The organism is Acinetobacter gyllenbergii CIP 110306 = MTCC 11365, from assembly GCF_000413855.1.
In the GTDB taxonomy this organism is placed as follows: domain Bacteria; phylum Pseudomonadota; class Gammaproteobacteria; order Pseudomonadales; family Moraxellaceae; genus Acinetobacter; species Acinetobacter gyllenbergii.
The window spans coordinates 97,258-122,545 of record NZ_ATGG01000011.1; the positions used below are offsets into that span (position 1 = coordinate 97,258).

At 39.6% G+C, this 25,288-nt stretch carries 26 protein-coding genes and 1 riboswitch; of the genes, 16 read left to right on the top strand and 10 right to left on the bottom strand.

Going from position 1 to position 25,288, the window contains the following annotated elements:
* The first annotated feature begins 69 nt into the window (after positions 1–69).
* Positions 70–933, top strand: coding sequence for a DMT family transporter (locus F957_RS14475; RefSeq protein ID WP_016540290.1), 864 nt, complete (start codon positions 70–72; stop codon positions 931–933).
* A gap of 10 nt (positions 934–943) precedes the next feature.
* On the opposite strand, the gene F957_RS14470 is transcribed toward F957_RS14475, so the two are convergent.
* Genes F957_RS14470 through tusD form a run of 4 tightly spaced genes read right to left on the bottom strand, consistent with a single transcriptional unit; the run spans position 944 to position 2,343 of the window.
* Complete coding sequence (locus F957_RS14470) at positions 944–1,255, bottom strand: TusE/DsrC/DsvC family sulfur relay protein (protein WP_016540289.1); 312 nt, start codon at positions 1,253–1,255, stop codon at positions 944–946.
* A 38-nt stretch (positions 1,256–1,293) separates the two neighbouring features.
* A complete protein-coding gene (locus tag F957_RS14465) occupies positions 1,294–1,569 on the bottom strand; it encodes a hypothetical protein (protein ID WP_016540288.1) in 276 nt (91 codons plus the stop codon).
* Positions 1,570–1,580: 11 nt separating this feature from the next.
* The gene (locus F957_RS14460) at positions 1,581–1,931 is read right to left on the bottom strand and encodes a hypothetical protein (protein WP_016660231.1); all 351 of its coding nucleotides are present in this window, start codon (positions 1,929–1,931) and stop codon (positions 1,581–1,583) included.
* A gap of 43 nt (positions 1,932–1,974) precedes the next feature.
* Positions 1,975–2,343: a sulfurtransferase complex subunit TusD gene (gene tusD / locus F957_RS14455; RefSeq protein ID WP_016660232.1), complete on the bottom strand. Its 369-nt coding sequence runs from the start codon at positions 2,341–2,343 to the stop codon at positions 1,975–1,977.
* A gap of 67 nt (positions 2,344–2,410) precedes the next feature.
* Between tusD and F957_RS14450 the strand changes: the two genes are divergently transcribed.
* The 5 genes from F957_RS14450 (at position 2,411) to F957_RS14430 (ending at position 8,617) form a co-directional block, all read left to right on the top strand.
* Positions 2,411–3,418, top strand: a complete 1,008-nt coding sequence (locus tag F957_RS14450) for an SDR family NAD(P)-dependent oxidoreductase (protein WP_016540285.1) — start codon at positions 2,411–2,413, stop codon at positions 3,416–3,418.
* A gap of 115 nt (positions 3,419–3,533) precedes the next feature.
* Positions 3,534–4,928 (top strand): class II fumarate hydratase, encoded by a 1,395-nt coding sequence (gene fumC, locus F957_RS14445; protein WP_016540284.1) that lies wholly within the window; start codon positions 3,534–3,536, stop codon positions 4,926–4,928.
* Positions 4,929–5,083: 155 nt separating this feature from the next.
* The gene (locus F957_RS14440) at positions 5,084–5,494 is read left to right on the top strand and encodes a hypothetical protein (protein WP_032860391.1); all 411 of its coding nucleotides are present in this window, start codon (positions 5,084–5,086) and stop codon (positions 5,492–5,494) included.
* A gap of 976 nt (positions 5,495–6,470) precedes the next feature.
* The gene (locus F957_RS14435; protein ID WP_016540283.1) at positions 6,471–6,962 is read left to right on the top strand and encodes a hypothetical protein; all 492 of its coding nucleotides are present in this window, start codon (positions 6,471–6,473) and stop codon (positions 6,960–6,962) included.
* Positions 6,963–7,100: 138 nt separating this feature from the next.
* Positions 7,101–7,190, top strand: a riboswitch (glycine riboswitch).
* Positions 7,191–7,372: 182 nt separating this feature from the next.
* Positions 7,373–8,617 (top strand): D-amino acid dehydrogenase, encoded by a 1,245-nt coding sequence (locus F957_RS14430; protein WP_016540282.1) that lies wholly within the window; start codon positions 7,373–7,375, stop codon positions 8,615–8,617.
* A 44-nt stretch (positions 8,618–8,661) separates the two neighbouring features.
* Here the strand turns inward: F957_RS14430 and F957_RS14425 are convergent, their stop codons facing one another.
* On the bottom strand, positions 8,662–9,309 hold the full coding sequence (locus F957_RS14425; protein WP_016540281.1) for an A1S_1983 family putative colistin resistance protein: 648 nt from the start codon (positions 9,307–9,309) through the stop codon (positions 8,662–8,664).
* A gap of 98 nt (positions 9,310–9,407) precedes the next feature.
* Between F957_RS14425 and ispF the strand changes: the two genes are divergently transcribed.
* Positions 9,408–9,899: a 2-C-methyl-D-erythritol 2,4-cyclodiphosphate synthase gene (ispF, locus tag F957_RS14420; protein ID WP_016540280.1), complete on the top strand. Its 492-nt coding sequence runs from the start codon at positions 9,408–9,410 to the stop codon at positions 9,897–9,899.
* On the opposite strand, the gene F957_RS14415 is transcribed toward ispF, so the two are convergent.
* The 5 genes from F957_RS14415 to glnL all read right to left on the bottom strand — a co-directional run bounded on the left by F957_RS14415 (position 9,887) and on the right by glnL (position 14,964).
* Positions 9,887–10,411 (bottom strand): protein tyrosine phosphatase family protein, encoded by a 525-nt coding sequence (locus F957_RS14415; RefSeq protein WP_016540279.1) that lies wholly within the window; start codon positions 10,409–10,411, stop codon positions 9,887–9,889. The two genes, ispF and F957_RS14415, sit on opposite strands and share 13 nt — an antisense overlap.
* A 145-nt stretch (positions 10,412–10,556) precedes the next feature.
* A complete protein-coding gene (argF, locus tag F957_RS14410) occupies positions 10,557–11,477 on the bottom strand; it encodes an ornithine carbamoyltransferase (protein WP_016540278.1) in 921 nt (306 codons plus the stop codon).
* A gap of 112 nt (positions 11,478–11,589) precedes the next feature.
* Positions 11,590–12,231 carry a TetR/AcrR family transcriptional regulator gene (locus F957_RS14405; RefSeq protein ID WP_016540277.1) on the bottom strand — a complete coding sequence of 214 codons (642 nt, stop codon included), beginning with the start codon at positions 12,229–12,231 and terminating at the stop codon, positions 11,590–11,592.
* Between the two features lie 143 nt (positions 12,232–12,374).
* Positions 12,375–13,868: a nitrogen regulation protein NR(I) gene (gene glnG, locus F957_RS14400; RefSeq protein WP_016540276.1), complete on the bottom strand. Its 1,494-nt coding sequence runs from the start codon at positions 13,866–13,868 to the stop codon at positions 12,375–12,377.
* Complete coding sequence (gene glnL, locus F957_RS14395; protein WP_016540275.1) at positions 13,855–14,964, bottom strand: nitrogen regulation protein NR(II); 1,110 nt, start codon at positions 14,962–14,964, stop codon at positions 13,855–13,857. Before glnL ends, glnG begins: the two co-directional genes overlap by 14 nt.
* 328 nt (positions 14,965–15,292) lie before the next feature.
* Between glnL and rimO the strand changes: the two genes are divergently transcribed.
* The 9 genes from rimO to F957_RS14350 all read left to right on the top strand — a co-directional run bounded on the left by rimO (position 15,293) and on the right by F957_RS14350 (position 25,285).
* Positions 15,293–16,636, top strand: a complete 1,344-nt coding sequence (gene rimO, locus F957_RS14390) for a 30S ribosomal protein S12 methylthiotransferase RimO (RefSeq protein ID WP_005270747.1) — start codon at positions 15,293–15,295, stop codon at positions 16,634–16,636.
* Between the two features lie 50 nt (positions 16,637–16,686).
* Positions 16,687–17,415: a UMP kinase gene (pyrH, locus tag F957_RS14385; protein WP_004772000.1), complete on the top strand. Its 729-nt coding sequence runs from the start codon at positions 16,687–16,689 to the stop codon at positions 17,413–17,415.
* 77 nt (positions 17,416–17,492) lie between these two features.
* On the top strand, positions 17,493–18,047 hold the full coding sequence (gene frr / locus F957_RS14380) for a ribosome recycling factor (protein WP_004653307.1): 555 nt from the start codon (positions 17,493–17,495) through the stop codon (positions 18,045–18,047).
* 7 nt (positions 18,048–18,054) lie between these two features.
* Entirely contained in the window at positions 18,055–18,804 is a 750-nt protein-coding gene (gene uppS / locus F957_RS14375; protein WP_016540273.1) for a polyprenyl diphosphate synthase, read from the top strand.
* A gap of 2 nt (positions 18,805–18,806) precedes the next feature.
* Positions 18,807–19,631, top strand: a complete 825-nt coding sequence (locus tag F957_RS14370; protein ID WP_004653309.1) for a phosphatidate cytidylyltransferase — start codon at positions 18,807–18,809, stop codon at positions 19,629–19,631.
* Positions 19,632–20,828, top strand: coding sequence for a 1-deoxy-D-xylulose-5-phosphate reductoisomerase (ispC, locus tag F957_RS14365; RefSeq protein WP_016540272.1), 1,197 nt, complete (start codon positions 19,632–19,634; stop codon positions 20,826–20,828).
* Between the two features lie 5 nt (positions 20,829–20,833).
* Entirely contained in the window at positions 20,834–22,189 is a 1,356-nt protein-coding gene (rseP, locus tag F957_RS14360) for an RIP metalloprotease RseP (RefSeq protein WP_016540271.1), read from the top strand.
* A gap of 36 nt (positions 22,190–22,225) precedes the next feature.
* A complete protein-coding gene (gene bamA, locus F957_RS14355) occupies positions 22,226–24,742 on the top strand; it encodes an outer membrane protein assembly factor BamA (RefSeq protein ID WP_016540270.1) in 2,517 nt (838 codons plus the stop codon).
* 42 nt (positions 24,743–24,784) lie between these two features.
* Positions 24,785–25,285 (top strand): OmpH/Skp family outer membrane protein, encoded by a 501-nt coding sequence (locus F957_RS14350; protein WP_016540269.1) that lies wholly within the window; start codon positions 24,785–24,787, stop codon positions 25,283–25,285.
* The last annotated feature ends 3 nt before the right edge of the window (positions 25,286–25,288 follow it).

A 25,288-nucleotide genomic window follows, 5' to 3' on the forward strand; every position in this document is an offset into this window, starting at 1 on the left:
TACTGTACTGTGTATGGTGCTTAAACCATATCACAGTTTAAATTCTCCATATAGCTTTGGAGAAAATAAATGAAAACTTTAAGTCGTGGTTGGATGAATGGTCTGATCGGGGTGATTATTTTCGCAGGTTCATTGCCTGCAACACGTGTTGCAGTTATGGATTTCAGTCCTACCTTCTTAACGGCTGCACGTGCGGCTATTGCAGGGCTGCTTGGTTTGGCTTTGATTTTACTATCACGCCAGCAATTACCAGAGCGCAAAGATTGGCTACCACTATTTTATGTTGCGATAGGGGTCGTGATTGGCTTTCCATTATTTACTGCTTTAGCGCTTCAATATGTTAGTGCTGCACATACTATTGTTTTCGTTGGTTTATTACCTTTGGCAACCGCCATTTTTGGTGTGTTAAGAGGTGGAGAAAGACCGAATCTAGTGTTTTGGTTGTTTGCCGTTTTAGGTGCTGCACTAGTTTTTGGTTATATGCTGATTCAAACAGGAAGTTGGGCATTTAACTATGGTGATCTTTTTATGCTGTTGGCAATCATACTCTGTGGCTTTGGTTATGCCGAGGGGGGGAAGCTCTCGAAGCATTTGGGTGGTTGGCAGGTGATCTGCTGGGCATTGATTATTACCTTACCTATCATGCTGCTCATTTCATTTTTGTATATGCCAGCAAGTTTTGCACAAATCTCGATGTCGGCAAAACTGGGTCTAGTCTATGTGTCATTGTTTAGTATGTTGATTGGTTTTTTCTTTTGGTATAAGGGTTTGGCACAAGGCGGGATAGCAACAGTAGGGCAGTTACAGTTGTTGCAACCCATTTTTGGTTTGGTCATTGCTGCGGTTTTATTGCATGAACAAGTCAGTGCAGCCATGTTCGCGGTCACGGTTGCGGTAATCGCCTGTGTTGCTTGTGCCAAAAAATTTGCTTAACTGGAAAAAATTATAAGCAATTTGCAGGTTTTGGTATGCCCGCTAACCGACTTAAATGACGGGCAACTAAACCTGTATTAAATCTTTGCTGTAGCACAGCATTATCAATCTCAGGACTAATCGTTTTCATTAAAAATTTTATCAATGGACGTGTTGCTGGTGAATGGCCAAATTGCTGATAAAACTGCCTAACTGCATAAAGAACTTCAAAGTGCCAATCAGTTAATTGTAAATCTAAGGATTTTGCCAACTCCTGAGCAACCTGTTGATTCCAGATACTGTAATCTACTAAATGGCCGTCTTGGTCTAATTCTAACTGCATAAAATAGCCTAAAAAAATTAAAAGGAATTGAAGAGAACTTATTTCAAAGAAATACAACGTTTGAATTTTAAGCTAAGGTCAGCAAATTGAGCATAGTCAATCGCCAGAATTTGCGCGCTTAATTCTTCAATAATCAGGTTGTGTTCATTACTTAAACAATAAATGTTTGGATAGGCAGTTATTATTGAGCTGTTCACTTTAATGGCTGCTTCACCCATTAGTACGATAAAGTCATCAGATTGTGCCATTTTTACTAAATCAGACCACACCTGATCTGCCGCAGATTGGACTAAAAAGAGCGTTGTTTGTTCCATAATGAGACACCTTACCAGTACAATATATGATCAAAAGACTGGGTAAATTCAGGAGTAAGATCAATAAATTCGATCTCCTGATCCGTATTTTTAACGATGTTAAGTTCTTGATTTTTAGATTCAATCAGAATTGGGGTTAAATCATAAAACTCAAAACTTTCGACCATGTTGGCTGCAATTTTGAACTCATGTTTAAGTTGATCGAATTCTAATTTATTGTCTAATAAGCTAATTGCTGCACACTTTAATAATACTTTGACAGAAATACCAAAGGTTGCTAAAACCATAGTAGCGGACAAGCTTTCATTGACTTGCAAACTTGTTAAGTTAGGTTGCGTTAGGATGACGAGTACAGATTTCACACAATTTACCTTTTCAAAGCAACACTCTAGTAAAGAACTTTAATTAAAATTGAATTAAACGAGAACAGCTTTGTACTGCGTCAGCAAGCTCTCCGAGCCCAACCAGTTCAAAGCCTTTGGCTAAGTTGTGATGTTGGAGTGAATGACGTTTTGCATTGTCCGCATCAGTGATTCCCCGAGCAAGGGCGGCGCTGACACAGACAGGGAGTCGAATGCCAAGCTTTTGCCATTCATGTTTTAGATTGCGTTGATCATCAGGAAACCACTGTAAGTCATTCGCAACCTGAACACCATCTTGGTAAAAGAAGACAAGCAATTCTTCATGCTTATTTTGAAGCGCTTGAGCTAAGCCAAAAGCATGCCAAGCCATGATTGATGTAGGCGCAGAAGTGATTAGCAGTAGTGTACTCATTGAATATTCACTATGGTCGTAGTTGGCAAAATGATGATGGACAGATTTAAAGGAAGGTAAGTATACAATGATTTTGGTGACAGGTGGTTTAGGCTTTATCGGTTCTCATATTGCTTTGAGTCTGTTGGCGCATGGGCAAGAGATCGTTATTGTTGATAACTTAGCCAATTCAACCTTGCAAACCTTAGAACGTCTCGAATATATTTCAGGCATGTATATTCCATTTGCAAAGTTGGATGTACGAAATACCCCAGCACTAAATAAAGTTTTTGAACAATATTCAATTGATACGGTGATTCATACTGCCAGCTTTAAGTCCTTAGAAGAATCCACTTTAAAACCGCTTGAATATTATAATGATAATGTCAGTAGTATTATGAGTCTCTTAAGAGCCATGCAGCGGATGGGGGTGAGACAATTAATCAATCTCTCGAGTTTGGCGGTATATGGTCAATCAGATGAAAAATTATCTGAACTGACTGAATTTAACTACAGCTATCCTAATCCTTATGTTCGATCACAACAAATTGTTGAGGATATTATTGCTGATACCTATAAAGTTGATCCTGAATGGCGCATTGTGAACTTGCGATTATCGAATATCGTAGGGGCATTTGAGCATGGTGTGTTGGGTGAGTTTGTTACGCAATTACCTAAGAATATTGTGCCTTTAGCCTTGCAAGTTGCTGCAATGCAACGAGAGTACATCGAGTTGCAAAATCAGGCAGTTACAGCAGATGGTACGGTTGAACGGAGTTTTCTACATGTATTAGATGCATGTGATGCAATTTTAATGACATTGAATTGGTTGAAGTCGCAGAACAATTGTTTAGAGTCATTCAATATTGCGCATACGCAACTGACCTCGATTCAAAGCTTATTAGATGAAATTGCAAAAGTGACGCAAACCCAAGTCAATGTTCAGCCTGCGGTATTTCAGCATCAAGAGCTCGCTAAATTAGGAGCAACAATAGAAAAAGCAGCAACGAACTTAAACTGGTCACCAAAACGTACTCTAGTCCAGATGATTGAAGATGAATGGCGATTTTATTTAAATACCTTAAAGGGTAATTAAGATAATGATTATTATTTACAATTATAACTGCTTTGATTAGGATAACGGCAACTAGCCAAAGCATCACTTTGCTTCAGCCCGTGAGAACTTTAACCAAATAGAGCAGAGGTTGTTTATGCAAATGCGAATTGAACACGATACCATGGGCGAAATCGAAGTGCCGAATGAGGCCTTATGGGGTGCGCAAACGCAACGAAGTTTACAGAACTTTAAGATTGGCCAGGAACGCTTACCGCGTGCCATGATTCGCGCAATGGGGCTTGTGAAGAAAGCTGCTGCAATCACCAATGCTGAGTTAAAACAACTGCCTGAGGATTTGAGTCAGTATATTGTTGGCGCTGCTGAAGAAGTGATTGCAGGGCAATGGGATTCTCAATTTCCATTGGTGGTTTGGCAAACGGGTTCGGGCACACAAAGTAACATGAACTGTAATGAAGTGATTGCCAATATTGCTAATCAGAAATTAGGTCAAGTTTTGGGGGCGCAGAAACCAGTCCATCCGAATGATCATGTTAACCGTGCGCAATCGACCAATGACTCATTCCCGACAGCAATTCATGTAGCAGCCAGTATTCAAATCAATGAGTTACTCATTCCTGCGGTAGAGCAGCTAAAAGCAACTTTACAGCGTAAGTCAGAAGAATTTGATGATATCGTTAAAATTGGTCGTACACATTTGCAGGACGCAACGCCTTTGACTTTAGGTCAAGAGTTTAGTGGTTATGTGTCTCAACTAGAACATGGCTTGAAACGTTTGCAGCAAGCACTTGCAGGCTTATATGAACTACCTTTGGGTGGAACAGCGGTAGGGACAGGTCTGAATGCCCATCCAGATTATGCCGTAAAAGCAGCTGAACAATTGGCCGAACTTACTGGCTTACCATTCGTTACTGCACCAAATAAATTTGAAGCTTTGGCAGGACGTGATGCAGCTGTCTTTGCATCAGGTGCATTAAAAACACTAGCGGCAAGCTTAAATAAAATTGCTAATGATATTCGTTGGTTAGCAAGTGGCCCTCGCTGTGGTTTCGGTGAAATTCGTATTCCAGAGAATGAACCTGGTTCAAGCATCATGCCGGGTAAAGTGAATCCAACGCAAAGCGAAGCGATGACGATGGTCGTCGCTCAAGTCTTAGGTAATGACACCACTATTAATGTGGCAGGTGCTTCAGGTAATTTTGAGCTCAATGTCTTTATGCCTGTGATTGCTTATAACTTGCTGCAATCGATTCAGTTGTTGGGTGATGCATGCAATAGTTTTAATGATCATTGCGCGGTAGGTATAGAACCGAATCGTGAGAAAATTGATTATTTCTTACATAACTCATTAATGCTGGTGACTGCACTTAATCCCGTGATTGGTTATGAAAACTCAGCCAAAGTTGCTAAAACTGCCTATAAGGAAAATAAAACCTTAAAACAGGTTGCGGTTGAACTTGGTCTGGTGACTGAAGCGCAATTTGATGAAGTGGTGAAGCCCGAAAATATGGTTTCTCCAAATAGCAAATAAGCCAGATAGCTGAATAAAATCCTTCTTTAATAGAGGGATTTTTTTATGTCTGGTTCTATGGGGGCATCTGATGATTGCTGTAAATGACTAAATTTGAAACTTATTCAGTTCAAGCGTTACAATGATGTGCTTCATAATAGGGTTAGTCGTACACCATGTCTAAGATGTTTATATTTTGTTGCTTGATGGGTTGTCTCGTTGCTTGTAGTACGAGTAATCAGCAAAGTCTAAATCAAAGTAAACTAAAAAATGTTATAGAAAAACAGGTGAGTGAAACGATCAGGGTATCGGTCAAAGACGGGCAAAATAGAGAGAGAAAAATTGATGTAAAAATTAAACCTGAGCGCGATGCAGTTAAAGTACTCAAAGAAGAAGATGTCGTCGCATTAATCAATAAAACATCTGATCATATTGGAACATTCTTAATTGATAAAACAGCTTATATTCCTGCTTCTTCGGAGATTGAATTATATGACGACTTTTTAGTGGTTTTCATTTCTTATTCAACAGTTGATTATGAGAAGAACAGAGTAACTAGTTCATATAGAATGTCATTTCCATATTAAAAGCCTAATTATTTCGATTAGGGTCTGTTATCTTTATTTAAATAACCTTGAGAAAATTTTCCGCACGTTATCAAGCAGTATCTCGTCGGTACTGCTAAGTAAATTGCTAATATCGTTACCAAACTCAAACTAGAGTATATTTCACTTGAATAATTTATGACTTGAAATTCTATAAAGCTATAAAATAGAACAAGCGGTCAGCAAAAAATGATATTTTATCGACAAGTAGTTCTCATTGCCCTTGTTTTTTGTGATAATTGCTGCGTAATTTGGGGGTGGTATGAATATTGTTAAATTTGTAAAGAGCTTCAATACAGTGGGTTTTTATCTAACTTTAGCCAGCGTTCTGCTAGCGACACTTATTTTGTATTTTTACGTTATTAATCCTAATTAAACTGTGGGGGTAAAATTTTCCCTGCGCTTTATTTAAATGATGTTTTAACTGAAGCTTGTGGTAAACATAGATTGATATCACTTATTCTTAATATTGTAAGGGAAATTGGCTCTATGTCTGATACTGGCCCAGTATTAAAATGTTAATCAAAAAAACCATAACTGAAATGTTATGGTTTTTTTGATGGATTGCACAAAGGTGTAGATGGTTGATAGAACTCTAATCAGTTTTAACCATCATCAGTGGGAGAACTGATCTGTTTTCTTATTTTGATGGGGCTGAGTTTGTCGTTGATGAGGCTTGATTTTTAATGATCTGCTTAACGTCAAGCCTACTATGTTGATTAAGCTTAGGATGTATCAAAAGTAAAACGTTTGATTTATGAATAGGCCAATGAGGGTCATGAAGGTTTTCAACCTCTTTGTCTGCTTGTGAATAAACCTATTGCAGTAACCGACATTGAATAAATCGTGATAATTGTTAAAATGATCATTCCATTCTGTTTTAATTTTATTTGTGTTTCGTGTTTTTGCGAAATTTGAATTAAATATACAAAACAGTGTCTTATTTCAGGATTTTTTAATGCTCAATATCTATTTAACAGATACCAAAACCAACATCCAATTTTCTGATCTTCCAAACGAAAATCCTGTTAAGTTTCTGTTGAATTTAAAGAAAATTTTTCCAAGTACTGCCGATCTATTATTGCCCGTTTTGCCCGAAGACAATAACTTGGAAAATGTGACTTGGGAAGCAACGTCTAAAGACTTTGAAATTTTCAAAAAATTATTAGAAGGTTGGGGTATCATTGAGCTGCGTTTAAGTGCGATAACGACTTATAAAGACAAAAATTTTGCCAATGAGTTGGTGAAAAAAGCGCAACTAAAACGGAAACAGATTGCACAAGAACAGCCACAGTTGTCCATGATTGCATTGGATTATGTATTGATGCATGAGATTCATGCGCTGATTGATGCAGAACTGGTGATGATTGGAGAAAAATTCTATTTGCCAACATTGCGTGAGCTTTGGAAAGGACATTTTTCAGATCAAATTTTGCAATGCAAGTTTTAAGCATTAAAGCAGGCTTTTAGCCTGCTTTTTTTATGATATTAACCCTGAGTCAAATAGAACAAATCTTCGTCTACAAACAATTACAAGAATTTAGTGTCTGTATTTTTATGCGGCATATATATTGCTTATAAGGATATAAATATTATTGCGGGAGAGAAGTTCTTCAATGAACTCGCCGAAGGAGCAACGACCCCGGAAACTCTCAGGCAGAAGGACTGTAATAATAGAAATACAATCTGGAGAGCAGTGCTCAACTTGTAGAAATATACAACAACTTTTTTCTTCTACGATTAACACTCACCGAAGGGGAAGGCTTAATGATTAATTGGTAATCATCTGCCGAAACTCTCAGGTACCATGACAGATGGGGCTATGCATTAAGAAATGTTATGCATTTCTAGGAGTTTGCTATGCCACATGTAGTTGTAATTGGTGCGGGGATTACAGGTGTAACGTCTGCGTATGAATTGATTAAACTCGGCTATGAGGTGACCGTAATTGACCGTCATCTTTTTCCGGCGATGGAAACATCTTTTGCCAATGGTGGGCAATTGTCTGCCTGTAATGCTGAGGTTTGGAACCAAAAAGCAACGGTGCTGAAAGGCATCAAATGGATGAGTAAAAAAGATGCACCATTATTGCTCAACCCTTCATTTAGCCTACATAAGTATCGTTGGTTGGTTGAGTTTTTGACCCATATTAAAAACTATAAAGCCAATACGATTGAAACAGTACGTTTAGCACTATTGGCAAGACAACGTTTGTTTGAGGTGGCGGAAAAAGAAAGTATTGCTTTTGATCTGGAAAAACGTGGCATTTTACATATGTACCACACCAAAGAAGACTATCAAATTGCTAAGCAAGTGAATGATGTTTTGGTTGAGGGTAAGTTAGAGCGAAATGCAATTACACCCGCAGAAATGAAAGCAATTGAGCCGACATTAACAGGTGACTACTATGGTGGCTATTATACTGCGGGCGATGCGACAGGTGATATCCATAAATTTTCTGTTGGATTGGCTGAAAGAACACAGCAATACGGGGTGAAATACTGTTTTGGTCTGGATGTGGTGGATATTAAATTTACCCATGATAAAGCGATCATTCACTGTAAAAACAGCTCAGAAAATGTCAATCCAAGCGCGGACGGAATCACTGAAATTATTGCTGATCTGGTTTTGGTTTGTGGTGGTGTAGGAAGCTATCAACTCGCTGATATGTTGGGGGATAATGTGAATGTGTATCCTGTAAAAGGCTATTCCATTACTGTGCAGCTTAAAGATGAACGTAGTGTAAACAATGCACCCTGGGTAAGTTTATTGGATGAAAGCGCAAAAATTGTGACTTCTCGCTTGGGTGCAGATCGTTTACGTATTGCAGGAACAGCCGAATTTAATGGATATAATCGTGATATTCGTGCAGACCGTATTCAACCGTTGATTAACTGGGTTAATCAGAACTTTGATATCTCCACCGAGCATGTTGTACCTTGGGCAGGCCTACGACCAATGATGCCGAATATGTTACCTGTCGTTCGACAAGGCAAACAACCACGGGTGTTTTATAATACAGGACATGGGCATTTAGGTTGGACTTTGTCAGCTGCTACAGCAGTATTGATTAGCCAAGAAATTGCACAAAAATACCCAAACTAAATCAAAAAGCCGATGTTAGAACATCGGCTTTTTTCTTATCTTGATTAATCGTATAAACGATAAACCCCTGTAAATCTGTCACAGTCTTTCTGCTTGGATTTAATAATTAATAATGCTTTCTGGAAGTCAAATTGATATTGGCATTTTTTTTCATTATCAATGATTTGATTTCTTTGCTCTGGCGTACTGTAGGCCAGTAACGAAAGTGTTTGGGTTTCTAAGCGGTTATTCGGATTGCGATAAGCAGTCCCTTCAATTTTAAGTTTGTCTTTATCCAGTTGGTGAATTTGTAGATGAACGGGTTGTGAGGCTAACTTACCTTGTTCATATTTTAGATAATGCTGTGTCAATGTTTGGTTCATCGAGGTGTAAAAATTCAAATCGTCCAAACGCGCATCAAATTGCTGCTGATAGCAGTTTTTACTTTTGCACTGTTGTACCTGATTCAGCCACACGCTTTGGGTGTCATGTAATAACTGTAGTGGGGCATCTGTTACTAAATAGGCAGTTAGAAACTTGGCATTCAGCTTTAAACGCTGCTCTTGATATTGTTTAGAGCAGATTTTTTTAGCGTTTAAATCATTGCTGCTGCAGTCAATTGCTTCTGCATAGGCAAATGTTGAGCAAAAACAACTCAATGTGATGATGTAACCAGCTTTCTTTAATTGATTTCTTACAGTGTTAAACAGCATAATCACTTATACTTTCAGTCTAATTTGCTCAACGTACTATAGCGAAATAGAAAGCCTGAATACAAGATTTGTTCGGTATATTGTAAAAGGAAAATCATATGGTTGCTCAAATTCGTATTGGACAAGGGATTGATGTACATGCATTTGAAGAAGGTGAGTTTGTTACCTTAGCTGGTATTCGAATCCCGCATACACACGGTTTAAAGGCACATTCAGATGGTGATGTGGTGTTACATGCCTTAAGTGATGCGTTATTGGGCGCTTTGGCACTGGGTGATATTGGACAGCATTTTCCAGATACAGATCCAGAGTACAAAGGTGCTGACAGCCGCCTGTTACTTAAACATGTCTATCAATTGATTTTAGATCGTGGTTATCAACTCAATAATGCTGATATTACCGTCGCTTGTGAGCGCCCTAAGTTGGCAAAACATAACTTAGAGATGCGTCAAAGTATTGCCGATGTATTGGATGTTGATGTAACTCAAATTAGTATTAAAGCCACAACCACTGAAAAGCTTGGTTTTACTGGTCGCCAAGAAGGGATTTTGGCGACCGCAACTGTGTTGGTCTCACATCAAGCGAAATGATTGCTGTTGATCAATGATTGTTCGAGTTCTTGCGTTGCTTTACGACCTTGCAGTTGTAAAGTAATGCTATGAATTAAGCCAGTCCATGTTTCATTGGGTTCCCAAATTTGGTGCAATAGCTCTTGGGCTGTTGGTAGATCAATATTCATATAGAATTGACGATAGAGGTACATTAAGCTGCTGACACGCATATTGTCATCGCAGTGTAGCCAAATGATCTCGTTTTGGACTAGATGATCGATCAGATCTAAAACAAACAGGCATTGCTCAGAACAAGGCACATCCCAACCAATTGGGATATGGATATAGTTTAGCCCCAAATCTAAACAGATCTGGTCTTGCTTGGCCAAATGATGATCAGATTGGCTGGTTGCAAGATTAATCACTGTGCTGCAACCATATTCTTTAATGTGTTGTAATTGCTCAGCAGTCGGTTGAGCAGAGCTAAACAGATGCTCATGCACCAAAGCAAAATTTGGTATTTGAGATAAGGCTTGTTCAAGTGAAGTCATAACGTCCGCTGTGTATTGAGTGAAGTTCTCACATCGTGAGAAACTTATTCTAAAGGGCTTGTCTTACTATAAGTGTTTTTATTTCAGTGTTCAATTTAAAGCGCACAAATAAAAACAGCATCAAATGATGCTGTTTTTATTCAACTCAATCTTTTTTAAGATTCTCGTTGAGTAAGAATTCCATCAATGCTTTCTGAGCATGTAAGCGGTTTTCTGCTTCATCCCACACGACCGCATTTTTATGATCCAACATATGTTCTGAAATCTCTTCACCACGATGAGCAGGTAAGCAGTGCATAAATAAGCAATCAGGATGCGCCAAGTCCATGAGTTTTTCATTGACTTGGAAATCGGAAAAAGCTTTTTCGCGGAGTTTCTGTTCTTCTTCTTGTCCCATACTTGCCCAGACATCGGTCACAATCAGATCGGCATTCACAGCTGCATCTTCAGCTTTATTAAAAACTTCTACGCAGTCGGCAAATTCAGCTAAGAATCTTGCTTGAGGTTCATAGCCTTCAGGTGATGCGATTTTCAGTTTAAAACCCATCATGTGTGCGGCTTCAATATATGAATTACACATATTATTGCCATCACCAATCCAAGCTACTGTTTTACCTTCGATGCTGCCACGATGCTCTTGGAAGGTTTGCAAGTCTGCAAGCAATTGGCAGGGATGGTGATCATCAGTCAAACCATTAATCACTGGAACGGTAGAGTAAGATGCAAAACGCTCTACAATATCATGACCGAAAGTACGGATCATGACGATATCTAGCATGCTCGAAATCACACGTGCAGAATCTTCAATCGGTTCACCACGACCTAGCTGCGTATCGCGTGGTGAAAGAAAAATTGCACTACCACCAAACTGGCAAATACCTGCTTCAAAAGAAATACGTGTACGTGTACTCGACTTCTCAAAAATCATTCCCAAAACTTTACCCGCAAAAGGTTGGTATAGCGTATTGCTATGTTGCATGCGTTTAAGTTCTTGTGCACGATCTAAAATGCGTTGCAGTTCTAATGAGGATAGGTCACGTAAAGTTAGGAAATGCCGAAGCGCCATAGCTACTCCCACAATAATTATTGAATAAAAACAATAATTAATTGCTGTTTGATGAGTGGTGAATAAAAAAGAATTGACTACTATACTATACGCTCGGGAAAATGCAAAAGAATTAGACCTTTTGATGAGCTTTTAAAAATAAATCTACGGAATAGTTAATATAATCAATAATTTCTGCATCATTTTCAGAGAGGTCTAAACCCATTAGATTACGCCACTCAACATCTCTCAAAGTTCCGAAATACATCATGGCGGAGAACTTAGGTTGGGCGCAAAAAATTTCTCCCTTGGTGTGAGCATGCTCTAATGCAAAGGCAATGGTATTTTGAATGTTAAGGGCACATTGATCATAAAAGTAATGTGCAAGCTGGACATCTTTCTGCGTTTGTTCGGTAAACATGCGCATAAAAGCAATGTTTTCTGGCTGGATGATATGTTGATAAAAGCGGTGTAGGGTTTGTGTGAGGTAGTCTCTTAAATTACTTTTTTCTGGAATATACGGGAAACAGACACCTTTGAAAAACACTTCCCTGCGGTAATCACAAATGGCGGTAAAAAGTCCTTCTTTATTACCAAAGTATTTATAGATGGATGTTTTTGAACCACCTGCATGATTGACGATGTCATCCAAAGACACGGCTTCATAACCTTTCTCTAAAAACAAATCGGTTGCGCACAGTAATAGGGCAAAACGACGTTCTTCTCCACGACGAGTTTGAGGTTTGGCGCAGCTTGGATAGCAAATATCAGTCATTATCTACTTTGGAGTAATGGGGTTCTCCTTAGTATAACAAAAACCATATCTCTTGTATGGCAATCACATTGATGTGTGTTTCAAAACATCTCAATTTTAGTAAAAAAGCGAATCACTTGGATTCGCTTTTTTATGACTGCTCATTAAGCAGAGCGAACTTCTTCGTCTTCCTCGTCATCGGTCGAGTCCATACCGAGTTCTTTGAGCTTGCGGGTGAGCGTGTTGCGTCCCCAACCTAAAAGTTCGGCAGCATGGCGTTTACGACCGCGGGTTTGTTGTAAAGCAGCATTAATCAAAGTGCGTTCAAACATGGGTGTAGCAATATCCAATATCTTCATTTCGCCATTTTTCAACTTTTGAATTGCCCATTGACCCAATAATTCATCCCAATGGTGTACAGCAATACGTTCAACCAAAGCAGGACTGGTATTTGATGCAGCTTGTGCGTCATTAGTTTTATGTACAGACGCTTGCTTAAGTTCAGCCGGTAAGTCTTCTGGATAAACTTCACGCCCCGTGATCATGACTGTTAACCAGCGGCAGGTATTTTCTAGTTGACGAACATTACCAGGCCAAGGCAGTTGTTGCATATAGTCTGTGGTTTCGGTACGCAAGATTTTAGGGCTGACACCCAATTCCTTGCCTGCACGAGCCAAGAAATGCTGCGCCAGCATTGGAATATCTTCGCTACGATGTGACAGCTTTGGAATGTGAATACGAATCACGTTCAGACGATGATACAAGTCTTCACGGAAACGTCCTTCATTGACCAGCTTTTCCAAATCTTGGTGGGTTGCAGCGACGATACGTACATCGACCTTGACTGGGATATGTCCGCCGACGCGGTAGAATTCACCATCTGCTAAAACACGAAGTAAGCGTGTTTGTGTTTCAAATGGCATGTCACCAATTTCGTCAAGAAACAAAGTACCGCCATTGGCTTGTTCAAAACGGCCTTGATGTTGAGTGTTTGCTCCTGTAAATGCACCTTTTTCATGTCCAAATAACTCAGTTTCGATTAAGTCTTTTGGAATGGCTGCCATATTCAATGCAATAAATGGCTTGGCACGACGTGGTGAGTGTTTGTGTAAGGCGTGAGCAACCAACTCTTTACCTGTACCTGATTCACCATTAATCAATACTGTAATATGGGATTGTGATAAACGACCGATTGCTCGGAAAACTTCCTGCATTGCAGGGGATTCGCCGATAATTTCGGTTGATTGTAGTGGTGAGGCTGTTTTGGTTGCTTCTTGTTGTTGCAATTTATTGATATGCAAGATGGCACGATTGACTAGTGCCAAGGCTTCATCAATATCAAAGGGTTTAGGTAAATATTCAAAAGCACCTGTTTGATAGCTTGATACAGCAGACTCTAAATCGGAGTGCGCGGTCATGATAATCACAGGCAGGTCAGGATGTGTGTTCTTCACCTTAGATAAGAAGGTTAGACCATCAATCCCTGGCATGCGGATGTCGGTTAAAATCACATCGGGTGCATCGTCATGTAGGCGTTCCAATGCAGTTTGTGCTTCTTCAAAGTTGGTGACATCAAAACCTTCTTCTTTGAAGGTTTTTTCAAGTACCCAACGCATGGCACGATCGTCATCAATTACCCAAATTTTATTTCGTGACATGGTTTAACTCCCAAGGTAGATATAGGCTAAATACGGTTTTTCCTGGAACTGATTGACACTCAATCATTCCGTTATGTTGATGCATAATATTTTGAGCAATACTGAGACCCAGTCCTGTGCCTTTGGCACGACCTGTAACGAGGGGATAGAAAACTGATTCGAGAATGCTTTCTGGAACGCCAGGACCATTGTCTTCGATATCGATACGGACAGCTGAACGATTTAATACACCGTTAATCGTAACAAGGCGTTGTATTCGGGTTCTTAAAACCAGTTCAGGCTCTGAATCGGTAAAGAATTCTTTATTTTCGGTCATGGCTTGTACTGCATTGACACTAATGTTGAGCATGACCTGAATCAGTTGGTCGCGATCAGCCATGACATCGGGTAAAGACAAGTCATAATCACGGGTAATCTTGATTTTTTTCTTGGTTTGGTTTGCAATAAGTGACCGAACACGCTCTAAGGGCTCATGCACATTGCTGAGTTCATAACTTGGCAACTGACGAGAACCAAGCATGGTATCTGCCAAATTGGTGAGTCGATCAACTTCGCTAATAATGATGTCAGTAAACTCACGATAGCTATCATCACCTAAACTGCGTGCCAGTAATTGAGTTGCACCACGAATACCCGCCAAAGGATTTTTAATTTCATGTGCCACACCACGGACCAATTGTCTGGCTACTTGGTGTTGCTGAACGAGGTTTTCTTCCTTAGAGATTTTCAACATCCGATCAATTGGATTAAGTTCGATTAAGAGTAAAGGGTGATAACTTTTACCAGCATTGAGCTGTGAAGCGGTGTAGTCGACATGAATGGGTTTAAAATTCACATTGATCACTGCTTCACGACGCGTATAGTGTTGACCACTTTCTAAGGTATTTAATAAAGCTTCTTGCGTATTGAAGGTATCATCATGTGCATGCAGCAAATTTAATACCGGCTGACCTGATGCGCGTAACAAGCTGATATCAAATAATGCTTCACAAGCAGAATTTAAATAAAAAATATTAAGCTTACTATCGACCAATAAAATGGCAGTTGTCAGATTATCTACTAAGAGTCGATAGTCGATAGTGTTCTGTTGATCCATTTGTGAATCGTCCTGTTTTAAAATGGCGCAATAAATATAAATTTTAATGAAGAGCCATTAACTTCTAAAATGTACTTTATGCAAAATACAAGCCAACTTTGTATTAACTAAATTTCAATCACTTAAATCTGAAAGAATCGATTTATACGGTATTTTTCACATACATCTGCTTATTTCAATATTTTATTATGCTTCAAATTGGTGCGTTGTTAGATTTTGTTTAAAATTTTGGTCGTATTTTGGTGCATTACACAAAGAGATGGCTTTGCTGCTATGCGTAGACAAAGAAAAGTCATACAATACGCCGATTCAAGTGGAGCGCAGATTCATGAAGACCCCCAAAGTCGGTTTTGTATCTTTAGGTTGTCCTAAGGCATTGGTAGATTCTGAACGAATTTTAACTCAGTTAAAGACTGAAGGTTATCAGGTTGCATCAGATTATGACGGTGCAGATTTGGTTGTTGTTAACACCTGTGGTTTTATTGAATCTGCAGTGCAAGAGTCTTTAGATGCCATTGGCGAAGCCATGAGCGAAAACGGACGAGTGATCGTTACCGGTTGCTTAGGTAAAGATGAAGACAAAATTCGCCAAATGCACCCCAATGTGCTTAAAGTAACAGGGGCGGCAGCTTATCAAGATGTGATGGAAGCAGTACATGAATATGTGCCTGCACCACCAAAACACAACCCATTTATTGATTTAGTTCCAGAGCAAGGTGTTCGTTTAACGCCGAAGCATTATGCCTATTTAAAAATTTCAGAAGGCTGTAATCACCGCTGTACATTCTGCATTATCCCAAGTATGCGCGGAGATCTCGTGTCTCGCCCTGTAGGTAAGGTGTTGGATGAAGCAGCTGCGCTTAAACGTGCGGGTGTAAAAGAGGTCTTGGTGATTTCTCAGGATACCTCAGCATATGGTGTGGATACCAAGTACAAGTTAGATTTCTGGAACGGTCAGCCAGTTAAAACCAAATTCTATGACATGTGCGAAGCGCTTGGTCAGCTTGGGATTTGGGTGCGTTTGCATTATGTTTATCCATACCCGCATGTAGATGCTGCCATTGATTTGATGGCTCAAGGTAAAATCCTGCCTTATTTAGATATTCCTTTTCAGCACGCCAGTCCGCGCATCTTAAAATTGATGAAGCGACCAGCTCATAGCGAAAACACATTAGAGCGCCTTAAATTGTGGCGTGAAAAATGCCCTGAATTGGTGATTCGTTCAACATTTGTTGTTGGTTTCCCTGGTGAAACAGAAGAAGACTTCCAGATTTTATTGGAATGGCTGAAAGAAGCTCAGCTTGATCGAGTGGGTTGCTTTACGTATTCGCCTGTAGAAGGTGCAACTGCGAATGATTTACCTGATCATGTACCAGAAGAAATTAAGCAAGATCGCTATGAGCGCTTCATGGAAGTTCAGCAAGCGATTTCTGCGGCAAAATTACAAAAGCGTATCGGTCAGAAAATGACAGTGCTTGTGGATGGCTTGGAAGATGAATTCCCTGTTGCAGTTGCACGTTCATATGCAGATGCGCCAGAAATTGATGGCAATGTTTTTGTTGAAGATATTGATAAGAGTGTGATTAAAGCAGGTGATCTGCTTGAAGTCGAAATTACCGATGCAGATGAATACGATTTATTTGCAAAGTTAATTCAGATTAAATCTGCTTGATGTTGAATTAAATTTAAGAAATTTGAGATTGGTCGGTTTGGAGTAAAAGTATGTCAGCTTCTAAAAATCCACGTTATGCACGAATTTTGCTAAAGCTTTCGGGTGAAGCTTTAGCAGGCAATAAAGATATGGGTATTGATGCCCAAGTTTTAGATCAAATGTCACTTTCAATTGCGCACTTGGTTGGTTTGGGTGTGCAGGTGGGTATTGTTGTTGGTGGTGGTAACTTGTACCGCGGCAGCCAGTTACAGAAAGATGGCCTAGTTGGTCGTGTAACAGGTGACCAAATGGGTATGTTGGCAACGGTAATGAATGGCTTAGCAATGCGTGACGCGTTGGTGCGCCGTAATATCAAAACGCGTTTAATGTCAGCATTGTCAATTGGTACAGTGGTTGAGCCATATTCAAGCCGTGATGCGATCCGTCACTTGAGCCAAGGTGAAGTGTGTGTATTTGTTGCGGGTACAGGGAATCCATTCTTTACCACAGATACAGCAGCATGTTTACGTGGTATTGAGATTGAGGCGAACCTGATCTTGAAAGCGACCAAAGTAGATGGTGTTTATAATAAAGATCCAAGCAAATATGATGATGCGGTTAAATATGACAATTTAACTTTTGACCAAGTGCTTGATGAAAAGCTTGGTGTGATGGATCTGACCGCGATTTGTTTATGTCGTGATCACAATGTGCCACTACAAGTTTTTGATATGAACAAATCTGGTGCATTACTTTCTGTTGTAATGGGCGAAAAAGAAGGTACTCACGTCACGAATTAATGTACGTGAGTCATAAAGCTCTTTATACTAATGTCTAAATATTTTGTAATACCTAATGAATAAGTAAGGAAGATCATATGATTAACGATCTCAAACAAGATAGCGAACAGCGTATGCAGAAATCGCTTGACTCTTTAGAGTTGGGCTTTGCCAAAGTTCGTACAGGTCGTGCGCACCCATCTATTTTAAATGGTGTGATGGTTTCTTACTACGGCTCTGATGTTCCATTGAATCAAGTCGCAAATATCGGGCTTGAAGATTCGCGTACCTTGTTGGTTCAACCATTTGAGCGTTCGATGGTTGCTGCGATTGATAAAGCGATTCGTGAAGCAGGTTTGGGATTAAATCCTATCACTGCTGATGCAATCCGTGTACCAATGGCTGCGTTAACAGAAGAAACCCGCCGTGATATGCAAAAAGTTGCGCGTGCTGAAGCTGAAAATGCCAAAGTTGCAATTCGTAATATTCGTCGTGATGTATTGGGTGATCTCAAAGCATTATTGAAAGAAAAAGAAATTTCTGAAGATGATGATCGCCGTGCATCAGATGATATTCAAAAAATTACGGATAAATATGTTGCAGAAGTTGATAAACGTCTTGCAGCGAAAGAAGCAGAATTGATGAAGGTCTGATTTTATTATGACCTTGCAAGAAGAAGCGCTTCTTCCTCAACATGTTGCCATCATTATGGATGGCAACAATCGTTTTGCCAAAAAAAAGCAAATGCAAAAAGGCGATGGACATCGGGAAGGCAAAAATGTCTTGGATCCGATTGTTGAACATTGCAAAAAAGAAGGTGTTCGTGCGTTAACCGTTTTCGCATTTTCAAGTGAAAATTGGAATCGTCCACAATACGAAGTTGATTTGCTAATGAAATTGTTGGAAGAAACAATTCATGAGCAATTGCCTCGTATGGAGCAATTTAATATCGCGCTGCGCTTTATTGGTGATCGTTCTCGGTTGTCAAATGAATTGCGTGATTTAATGCAACTCGCTGAGCAAAAAACGGCCGCTTTTGATTCCATGACCCTAACAATTGCGATAAGTTACGGTGGTATGTGGGATATGGCGCAGGCTGCAAAAAACATTGCTCAAGATGTACTTGCAGGAAAACTTCAAGCAGATCAGATAAATGTTGATTTATTTGATAAATATGTCAGTCTAAATGATCTTCCAGCTGTTGATTTGTTAATTCGTACAGGTGGAGATTACCGTTTGTCTAACTTCCTGTTATGGCAAGCTGCGTATGCCGAATTGTATTTTACCGATACTTTGTGGCCAGAATTTACTGTAAAAGAGTTGGATTACGCATTTCGTGTTTTTTCAGGACGTGAAAGACGCTTTGGTAAAACATCGGAACAGATTCAACAAGCGAAAATAGAGAATTAATAATGTTAGAGCGGATTATTACCGCATTGGTGTTAGTTGCTGTTGTTTTAAGTTGCATGTTTGCAACGCAATCACATTATCCAATGTTTATGCTTATGATTTTAGCCGCGGGGGTTGCAGGTTATGAGTGGTTTAAGCTTATGCCTCGTGCAACATCACCGGTATCAAAACCTAAAGCTTGGATTTATGGTGGCGCGGTTGCAGCAGTAGCGACACTGGCATTATTTTTTGATGATGTAGCACTTTTACTCTGGGCTGCCTCTATTCTCACTTGGTTGGGCAGTATCTATTGGGTAAAGAATTTTCCCGAATCTGATAGTTGGTATAATGCATCCTTACATATCGTTGGGTTTATTCTGATTTCTGCCGCAGTCACCGCGCTTTATGCTGTTTGGCATAGCTCACCATGGTGGCTGATGTATTTGTTCCTCCTGGTTTGGGGCGCGGATAGTGGTGCATATTTTGTAGGGCGTAAATTCGGTAAGAAGAAACTTGCACCTTTTGTGAGCCCCAATAAATCTGTTGAAGGTTTATATGGTGGTATCGCGACAACTGTGATTATCATGTTGGTTGTGCAGTATACCTATTTAAATTTAACTGCAATACAGCTTATTCTGTTCTTAATTCTTTCAATTATTACTGTGTTTGCTTCGGTATTGGGTGACTTGTTTGAGTCAATGATTAAACGCCGAGCAGGAATCAAGGATTCTGGCCGTGTTCTGCCTGGACATGGTGGTGTGTTAGATCGTATTGACTCCTTACTTGCCGCTGCACCGATTTTTGCAACAGGTATGTATATATTAAAACTTATTGGTGTAGATCTTTAAATGACTCAAGCTGTTTGTATATTGGGTGTTACGGGTTCAATTGGACAAAGTACTTTAAAAGTATTGGAACAACACCCAGACCAATACACTGTATTTGCAGTCTCTGCATATAGTCGTTTAGATGAACTTTTAGAAATTTGTAAAAAATATCATCCAAAAATTGTTGTTGTGCCAAATGATAAAGCACTTGAGTTGCAACAACGCTTCGATCAAGAAAATTTAAAACAGATTGAAATCTTAACCGATGAAACCGGCTTAATCTCAATCGCTGCACATGCTGATGTTGATATCGTTATGGCGGCAATTGTTGGGGCGGCTGGTTTACTTCCTACATTGGCAGCAGTAAAGGCGGGTAAGCGGGTTTTGCTTGCCAATAAAGAAGCACTGGTGATGTCGGGTGACATCATGATGCAGGCAGCTAAAGAGCATCAGGCATTGTTGTTACCTGTAGACTCTGAACATAATGCTATTTTTCAGTCTTTACCGCATGATTATTTAAATGCAGAAAGAACCGGACAGCCTCAATTGGGCGTGTCACAGATTCTACTGACTGCATCTGGCGGTCCTTTTCTAAATCATTCCTTGGAACAGTTGCATGATGTAACGCCTCAACAGGCATGTAAACATCCAAACTGGTCAATGGGGCAAAAGATCTCAGTCGACTCTGCAACTTTAATGAATAAAGGCTTAGAATTGATCGAAGCTTGTCATTTGTTTTCAATATCAGAACATTTTGTTACAGTTGTTGTTCACCCACAAAGTATTATTCACTCCATGGTGCAATATGTGGATGGATCAACTTTGGCACAAATGGGTAACCCTGATATGTGTACGCCGATTGCACATGCATTGGCATGGCCAAAACGTTTAGCGACGCACGTTCCTGCATTGAATTTGTTTGAGACAGCTCAATTGAATTTCCAATCACCTGATCTTGTTAAGTTTCCAGCTTTGGATTTAGCGCGTCAGGCTATGCGTGCAGGTGGTTTAGCACCAACGATTTTAAACGCGGCAAATGAAATTGCAGTTGCCGCTTTTTTGCAGCAAAGAATTCGATTTACTCAGATCACTCAAGTGGTCGAAAATACCTTGCAAACTGTACAAAATGCTAAAGCAGAAAACATAGACATCATTTTACAGACTGATATGATCGCAAGACGAATTGCAGAAAAGTATATTGTGGATATAGGAGGCTAAATCGTATGAATGCACTATTTATGATTGTTGCAGCGATTTTGTTGCTTGGTCCTCTGATCGCAATTCACGAATTTGGTCATTATTGGGTTGCACGTAAACTTGGTGTTAAAGTGCTGGTTTATTCCATTGGCTTTGGCCCAACTTTGTTGAAATGGCAATCTAAAAAATCAGGTATTCAATATCAGCTTTCTGCATTGCCGTTAGGTGGTTATGTCAAGATGTTGGATGAACGTGAGGGCAATGTTGCTGAGCAAGATTTACCTTATGCGTTTAACCGCCAATCTCCGTGGAAACGTATCGCGATTGTTGCTGCGGGCCCATTGATTAACCTGATTTTTGCGGTGTTCCTGTATTGGATTTTATTTTTGCCTGCACAAGAGCAGTTGAATACGCGTATTGGCAAAATCATGCCAAATACACCTGCTGCACAAGTTGATTTACATGTTGGCGATAAGGTGTTGATGGTGGATGGACAAACAACATCAACATGGGAAAAGCTAAATTATGCTTTAGTCAATCGTGTGGGCGAAACTGGACAGGTCTCCATTATTGTTGATCGTGCAGGGACTGAGAAGCAATTTAGTTTACCGATCAAAGAGTTTTTAAAAGATCAAAGTCAATCACCTTTAGATGTATTGGGCTTTTTACCTTATCGTCCTGTCATTCCTGCAACAGTGAAAGAGCTGAGTGCAGATGGTGCTGCAATCCGCCAAGGCATGAAGGTGGGAGACCAAATTGTTGCAATTGATAATGTTGCAATGAAAGATTGGTTTGATGTGGTGGGTGTGGTGCAAAAATCACCAGAGAAGCTTTTAAATATTGATGTGATGCGTCAAGGTCAATTGGTCCATCTACAAGTGATGCCTCAAGGGCAACGCGATAATATGGGTAATACGACTGGGATGCTCGGCGTCAAAAGTGATACTGGTAAAATCACGATCCCGAATGATTATAAACAAACCATTCAATATTCACCTATTGAAGCGCTGGGTGCTGCATTTGAAAAAACCACACAGCTTTCTGGCATGATTTTTAACTCCATCATCAAAATGGTGCGTGGTTTAATTGGATTGGATAATCTATCTGGCCCGGTTACGATCGCAAAAATGGCTGGTCAAAGCGCAGAAATGGGATGGCAAACATTTATCTCATTCATGGCTTTGATGAGTGTAAGTTTGGGGGTTCTAAATTTGTTACCGATTCCAATGCTGGATGGTGGACATTTAGTTTATTACTTTATCGAAGCAATTCGTGGTAAACCTGTTTCTGAACAAATACAGATGTTTGGTCTAAAAGTTGGTATGGTACTGCTCGGTAGCATGATGCTTTTGGCTTTATTTAACGACTTCATGCGTTTATAAAAAAACGCAAATGGAATTTAACTTACTGGAAAATATATGGGCATGCGTCACACACATTTATTAATGCCTTTGGCACTGGTTAGTGCGATGGCAGTGGTACAACAAGCATACGCAGCAGATGAGTTTCTTGCACGAGATATACGAATTGATGGCTTAGTGCGTTTAACACCTGCAAGTATCTATTCTATGTTACCAATAAATAGTGGCGATAGAGTCAGTGATCCAATGATTGCTGAGGCAATCCGTACGCTATATGCTTCTGGTTTATTCGATGACATTAAAACATATAAAGAAAATGATGTTTTAGTGTTCCGAGTTGTAGAACGTCCAGTGATTTCAAAGTTGGAATTCAAAGGTAATAAACTCATTCCGAAAGAAGCCTTGGAACAAGGTTTGAAGAAGATGGGCATTGCTGAAGGTGAGGTATTTAAGAAGTCTGCATTACAGACCATTGAAACTGAGCTAGAACAACAATATACCCAGCAAGGCCGTTATGATGCGGATGTGACGGTTGAAACGGTTGCTCGTCCAAATAACCGTGTTGAGTTAAAGCTGAACTTTAATGAAGGTACAGCGGCTAAAGTATTTGATATCAATATTATTGGTAACACTGTTTTCAGTGATAGCGATATCAAACAAGCCTTCGCAGTGAAGGAAAGTGGTTGGGCTTCTATTGTGACCCGTAATGACCGCTATGCCCGTGAAAAGATGGCTGCAAGTTTAGAAGCTTTACGTGCCCTCTATTTAAACAAAGGTTATATCAACTTTAATATCATTAACTCTCAATTGAACATCAGTGAAGATAAAAAGCATATCTTTATTGAGGTTTCAGTTGATGAAGGTAGTCAATTTAAGTTTGGCGAAACAAAATTCTTAGGTGATGCACTATATAAGCCTGAAGAATTACAAATGCTTAAGCTCTATAAAGATGGCGAAACCTATTCTCAAGAAAGAGTCAACGCAGTTAAACAGCTTTTGCTTCGCAAATATGGTAATGCTGGTTATTACTATGCTGAAGTAAATGTGGTACCTGAAATTAATAACCAAACGGGTATCGTTAACCTAAACTATTATATTAATCCAGGCCAACAAGTCACCGTACGTCGTATTAATTTCACGGGTAATAGCAAAACTGCAGATGAAGTGTTACGTCGTGAAATGCGTCAAATGGAAGGTGCGCTGGCAAGCAATGAGAAGATTGACCTTTCTAAAGTTCGTTTAGAGCGTACAGGTTTCTTCAAGACAGTTGACGTTAAGCCAGTTCGTGTGCCGAACTCGCCTGATGAAGTAGATTTAAATGTCAATGTTGAAGAACAACATTCTGGTACGACCACGCTAGCAGTAGGTTACTCGCAAAATGGTGGTGTAACCTTCCAAGCAGGTTTAAGCCAGACTAACTTTATGGGTACGGGTAACCGTGTTGCGATCGACTTGTCGCGTTCTGAAACACAAGATTACTATAACTTAAGTGTTACTGATCCATACTTTACCATTGATGGTGTAAGCCGTGGTTATAACGTTTATTACCGTAAAACTAAGTTAAATGAAAACTATAACGTTAACAACTATGTAACGGATAGTATTGGTGGTAGCTTGAGTTTTGGTTATCCAATTGATGAAAATCAAAGCTTGAGTGCATCTTTAGGGATTGACCAAACTAAAGTCAGAACGGGACCAAGTGTTTCAACTTATATTCGTGATTATTTGTTAGCAAATGGCGGTAAAGCGACTGGAAGCAGTAGCTATTGTCCAACTGAGTTCTTAGAAACTGATCAAACTACAGGTCAATTAACAGGTAAGTGCCAAGAAGGAAAGCTGATCAATTATGATAATGCTTTCGAAGGTACATTCTTGACCTATAATTTAAACTTGGGTTGGTCATATAACACATTAAACCGTCCAATTTTCCCAACTTCAGGTATGTCACACCGAGTTGGTTTGGAAATTGGTTTACCAGGTAGTGATGTCGACTATCAAAAAATGACCTATGACGCGCAAGCCTTTAAATCACTTTGGGGCGGCTTTGTACTTCGTGGCTACGGTAAGTTAGGTTATGGTAATGATTTACCATTCTATAAGAACTTCTACGCGGGTGGTTATGGTTCAGTACGTGGTTACGATAACAGCTCTTTAGGTCCAAGATATCCAAGTGTGATTTTCCAAGAAACTAAGCAAAATGACCTCGATCCAGAAGAAGTGGGCGGTAATGCTTTAGTTCAATTTGGTACAGAATTAGCACTTCCTTTACCATTTAAAGGGGATTGGACTCGTCAGGTACGCCCAGTACTCTTTGCTGAAGGTGCTCAAGTGTTTGATACTCAGTGTGATGTGCCAAAAGGTAATGTCACAATTGATGGTAAAGAAGTTGATATTAAGCAATATTGTAAAGATAACAACAAGTTAGATTTTGGCAATATGCGTTATAGTGTTGGTGTTGGCTTCACATGGATTACCATGATTGGCCCATTATCACTGAGTTATGCATTCCCGCTGAATGATAAAAAAGGCGATGATACTAAATCTATCCAATTCGAAATCGGTCGTACCTTCTAAGGGCGACCTCGTTTAGCGCTGTAAAATATAAAGGATGTAATAATGAAAAAATTAGCAATGTTGATGTTAGGTTTAGGCTTCACGGTTTCTGCTTCAGTAAATGCAGCTGGCCTTGCTGTGGTCGATTTGGCTAAAGTTGTTGAGAGCAGTACTTATCTGAAACAACAAAATGCTAGCCTCACTCAGTCAGTCAAACCAACTTCAACTCGTCTTGAGCAATTGGGTAAAGAAATCGAGTCTTTACAGCAAAAAGCACAGACTGAAGGCCAAAAAATGAATCAAGCGGATATTCAGAAGCTGACTGCTCAGTATCAATCAAAGCTTAGTGAATTTAATTCGACTCAACAAGGTTTACAGACTAAAGTTCAGTCAAGTTTACAGGCAATGAATACGACTTTTGAGTCTCGTGTGAAGCAAGCTGCTGAACAATTGCGTAAAGAGAACAACTTAGACTTTATTTTGAATAAAAATTCTACGATTGCCTCTGACGCTCAGTATGATTTAACTGATAAAATGATTCAAAAGGTTAATGCTATTAAATAATCA

Coding starts and splice junctions, on each gene's coding strand:
- F957_RS14475 (WP_016540290.1), top strand. CDS start 70: ATGAAAACTTTAAGTCGTGGTTGGATGAATGGTCTGATCGGGGTGATT.
- F957_RS14470 (WP_016540289.1), bottom strand. CDS start 1,255: ATGCAGTTAGAATTAGACCAAGACGGCCATTTAGTAGATTACAGTATC.
- F957_RS14465 (WP_016540288.1), bottom strand. CDS start 1,569: ATGGAACAAACAACGCTCTTTTTAGTCCAATCTGCGGCAGATCAGGTG.
- tusD (WP_016660232.1), bottom strand. CDS start 2,343: ATGAGTACACTACTGCTAATCACTTCTGCGCCTACATCAATCATGGCT.
- F957_RS14450 (WP_016540285.1), top strand. CDS start 2,411: ATGATTTTGGTGACAGGTGGTTTAGGCTTTATCGGTTCTCATATTGCT.
- fumC (WP_016540284.1), top strand. CDS start 3,534: ATGCAAATGCGAATTGAACACGATACCATGGGCGAAATCGAAGTGCCG.
- F957_RS14440 (WP_032860391.1), top strand. CDS start 5,084: ATGTCTAAGATGTTTATATTTTGTTGCTTGATGGGTTGTCTCGTTGCT.
- F957_RS14435 (WP_016540283.1), top strand. CDS start 6,471: ATGCTCAATATCTATTTAACAGATACCAAAACCAACATCCAATTTTCT.
- F957_RS14430 (WP_016540282.1), top strand. CDS start 7,373: ATGCCACATGTAGTTGTAATTGGTGCGGGGATTACAGGTGTAACGTCT.
- F957_RS14425 (WP_016540281.1), bottom strand. CDS start 9,309: ATGCTGTTTAACACTGTAAGAAATCAATTAAAGAAAGCTGGTTACATC.
- ispF (WP_016540280.1), top strand. CDS start 9,408: ATGGTTGCTCAAATTCGTATTGGACAAGGGATTGATGTACATGCATTT.
- F957_RS14415 (WP_016540279.1), bottom strand. CDS start 10,411: ATGACTTCACTTGAACAAGCCTTATCTCAAATACCAAATTTTGCTTTG.
- argF (WP_016540278.1), bottom strand. CDS start 11,477: ATGGCGCTTCGGCATTTCCTAACTTTACGTGACCTATCCTCATTAGAA.
- F957_RS14405 (WP_016540277.1), bottom strand. CDS start 12,231: ATGACTGATATTTGCTATCCAAGCTGCGCCAAACCTCAAACTCGTCGT.
- glnG (WP_016540276.1), bottom strand. CDS start 13,868: ATGTCACGAAATAAAATTTGGGTAATTGATGACGATCGTGCCATGCGT.
- glnL (WP_016540275.1), bottom strand. CDS start 14,964: ATGGATCAACAGAACACTATCGACTATCGACTCTTAGTAGATAATCTG.
- rimO (WP_005270747.1), top strand. CDS start 15,293: ATGAAGACCCCCAAAGTCGGTTTTGTATCTTTAGGTTGTCCTAAGGCA.
- pyrH (WP_004772000.1), top strand. CDS start 16,687: ATGTCAGCTTCTAAAAATCCACGTTATGCACGAATTTTGCTAAAGCTT.
- frr (WP_004653307.1), top strand. CDS start 17,493: ATGATTAACGATCTCAAACAAGATAGCGAACAGCGTATGCAGAAATCG.
- uppS (WP_016540273.1), top strand. CDS start 18,055: ATGACCTTGCAAGAAGAAGCGCTTCTTCCTCAACATGTTGCCATCATT.
- F957_RS14370 (WP_004653309.1), top strand. CDS start 18,807: ATGTTAGAGCGGATTATTACCGCATTGGTGTTAGTTGCTGTTGTTTTA.
- ispC (WP_016540272.1), top strand. CDS start 19,632: ATGACTCAAGCTGTTTGTATATTGGGTGTTACGGGTTCAATTGGACAA.
- rseP (WP_016540271.1), top strand. CDS start 20,834: ATGAATGCACTATTTATGATTGTTGCAGCGATTTTGTTGCTTGGTCCT.
- bamA (WP_016540270.1), top strand. CDS start 22,226: ATGGGCATGCGTCACACACATTTATTAATGCCTTTGGCACTGGTTAGT.
- F957_RS14350 (WP_016540269.1), top strand. CDS start 24,785: ATGAAAAAATTAGCAATGTTGATGTTAGGTTTAGGCTTCACGGTTTCT.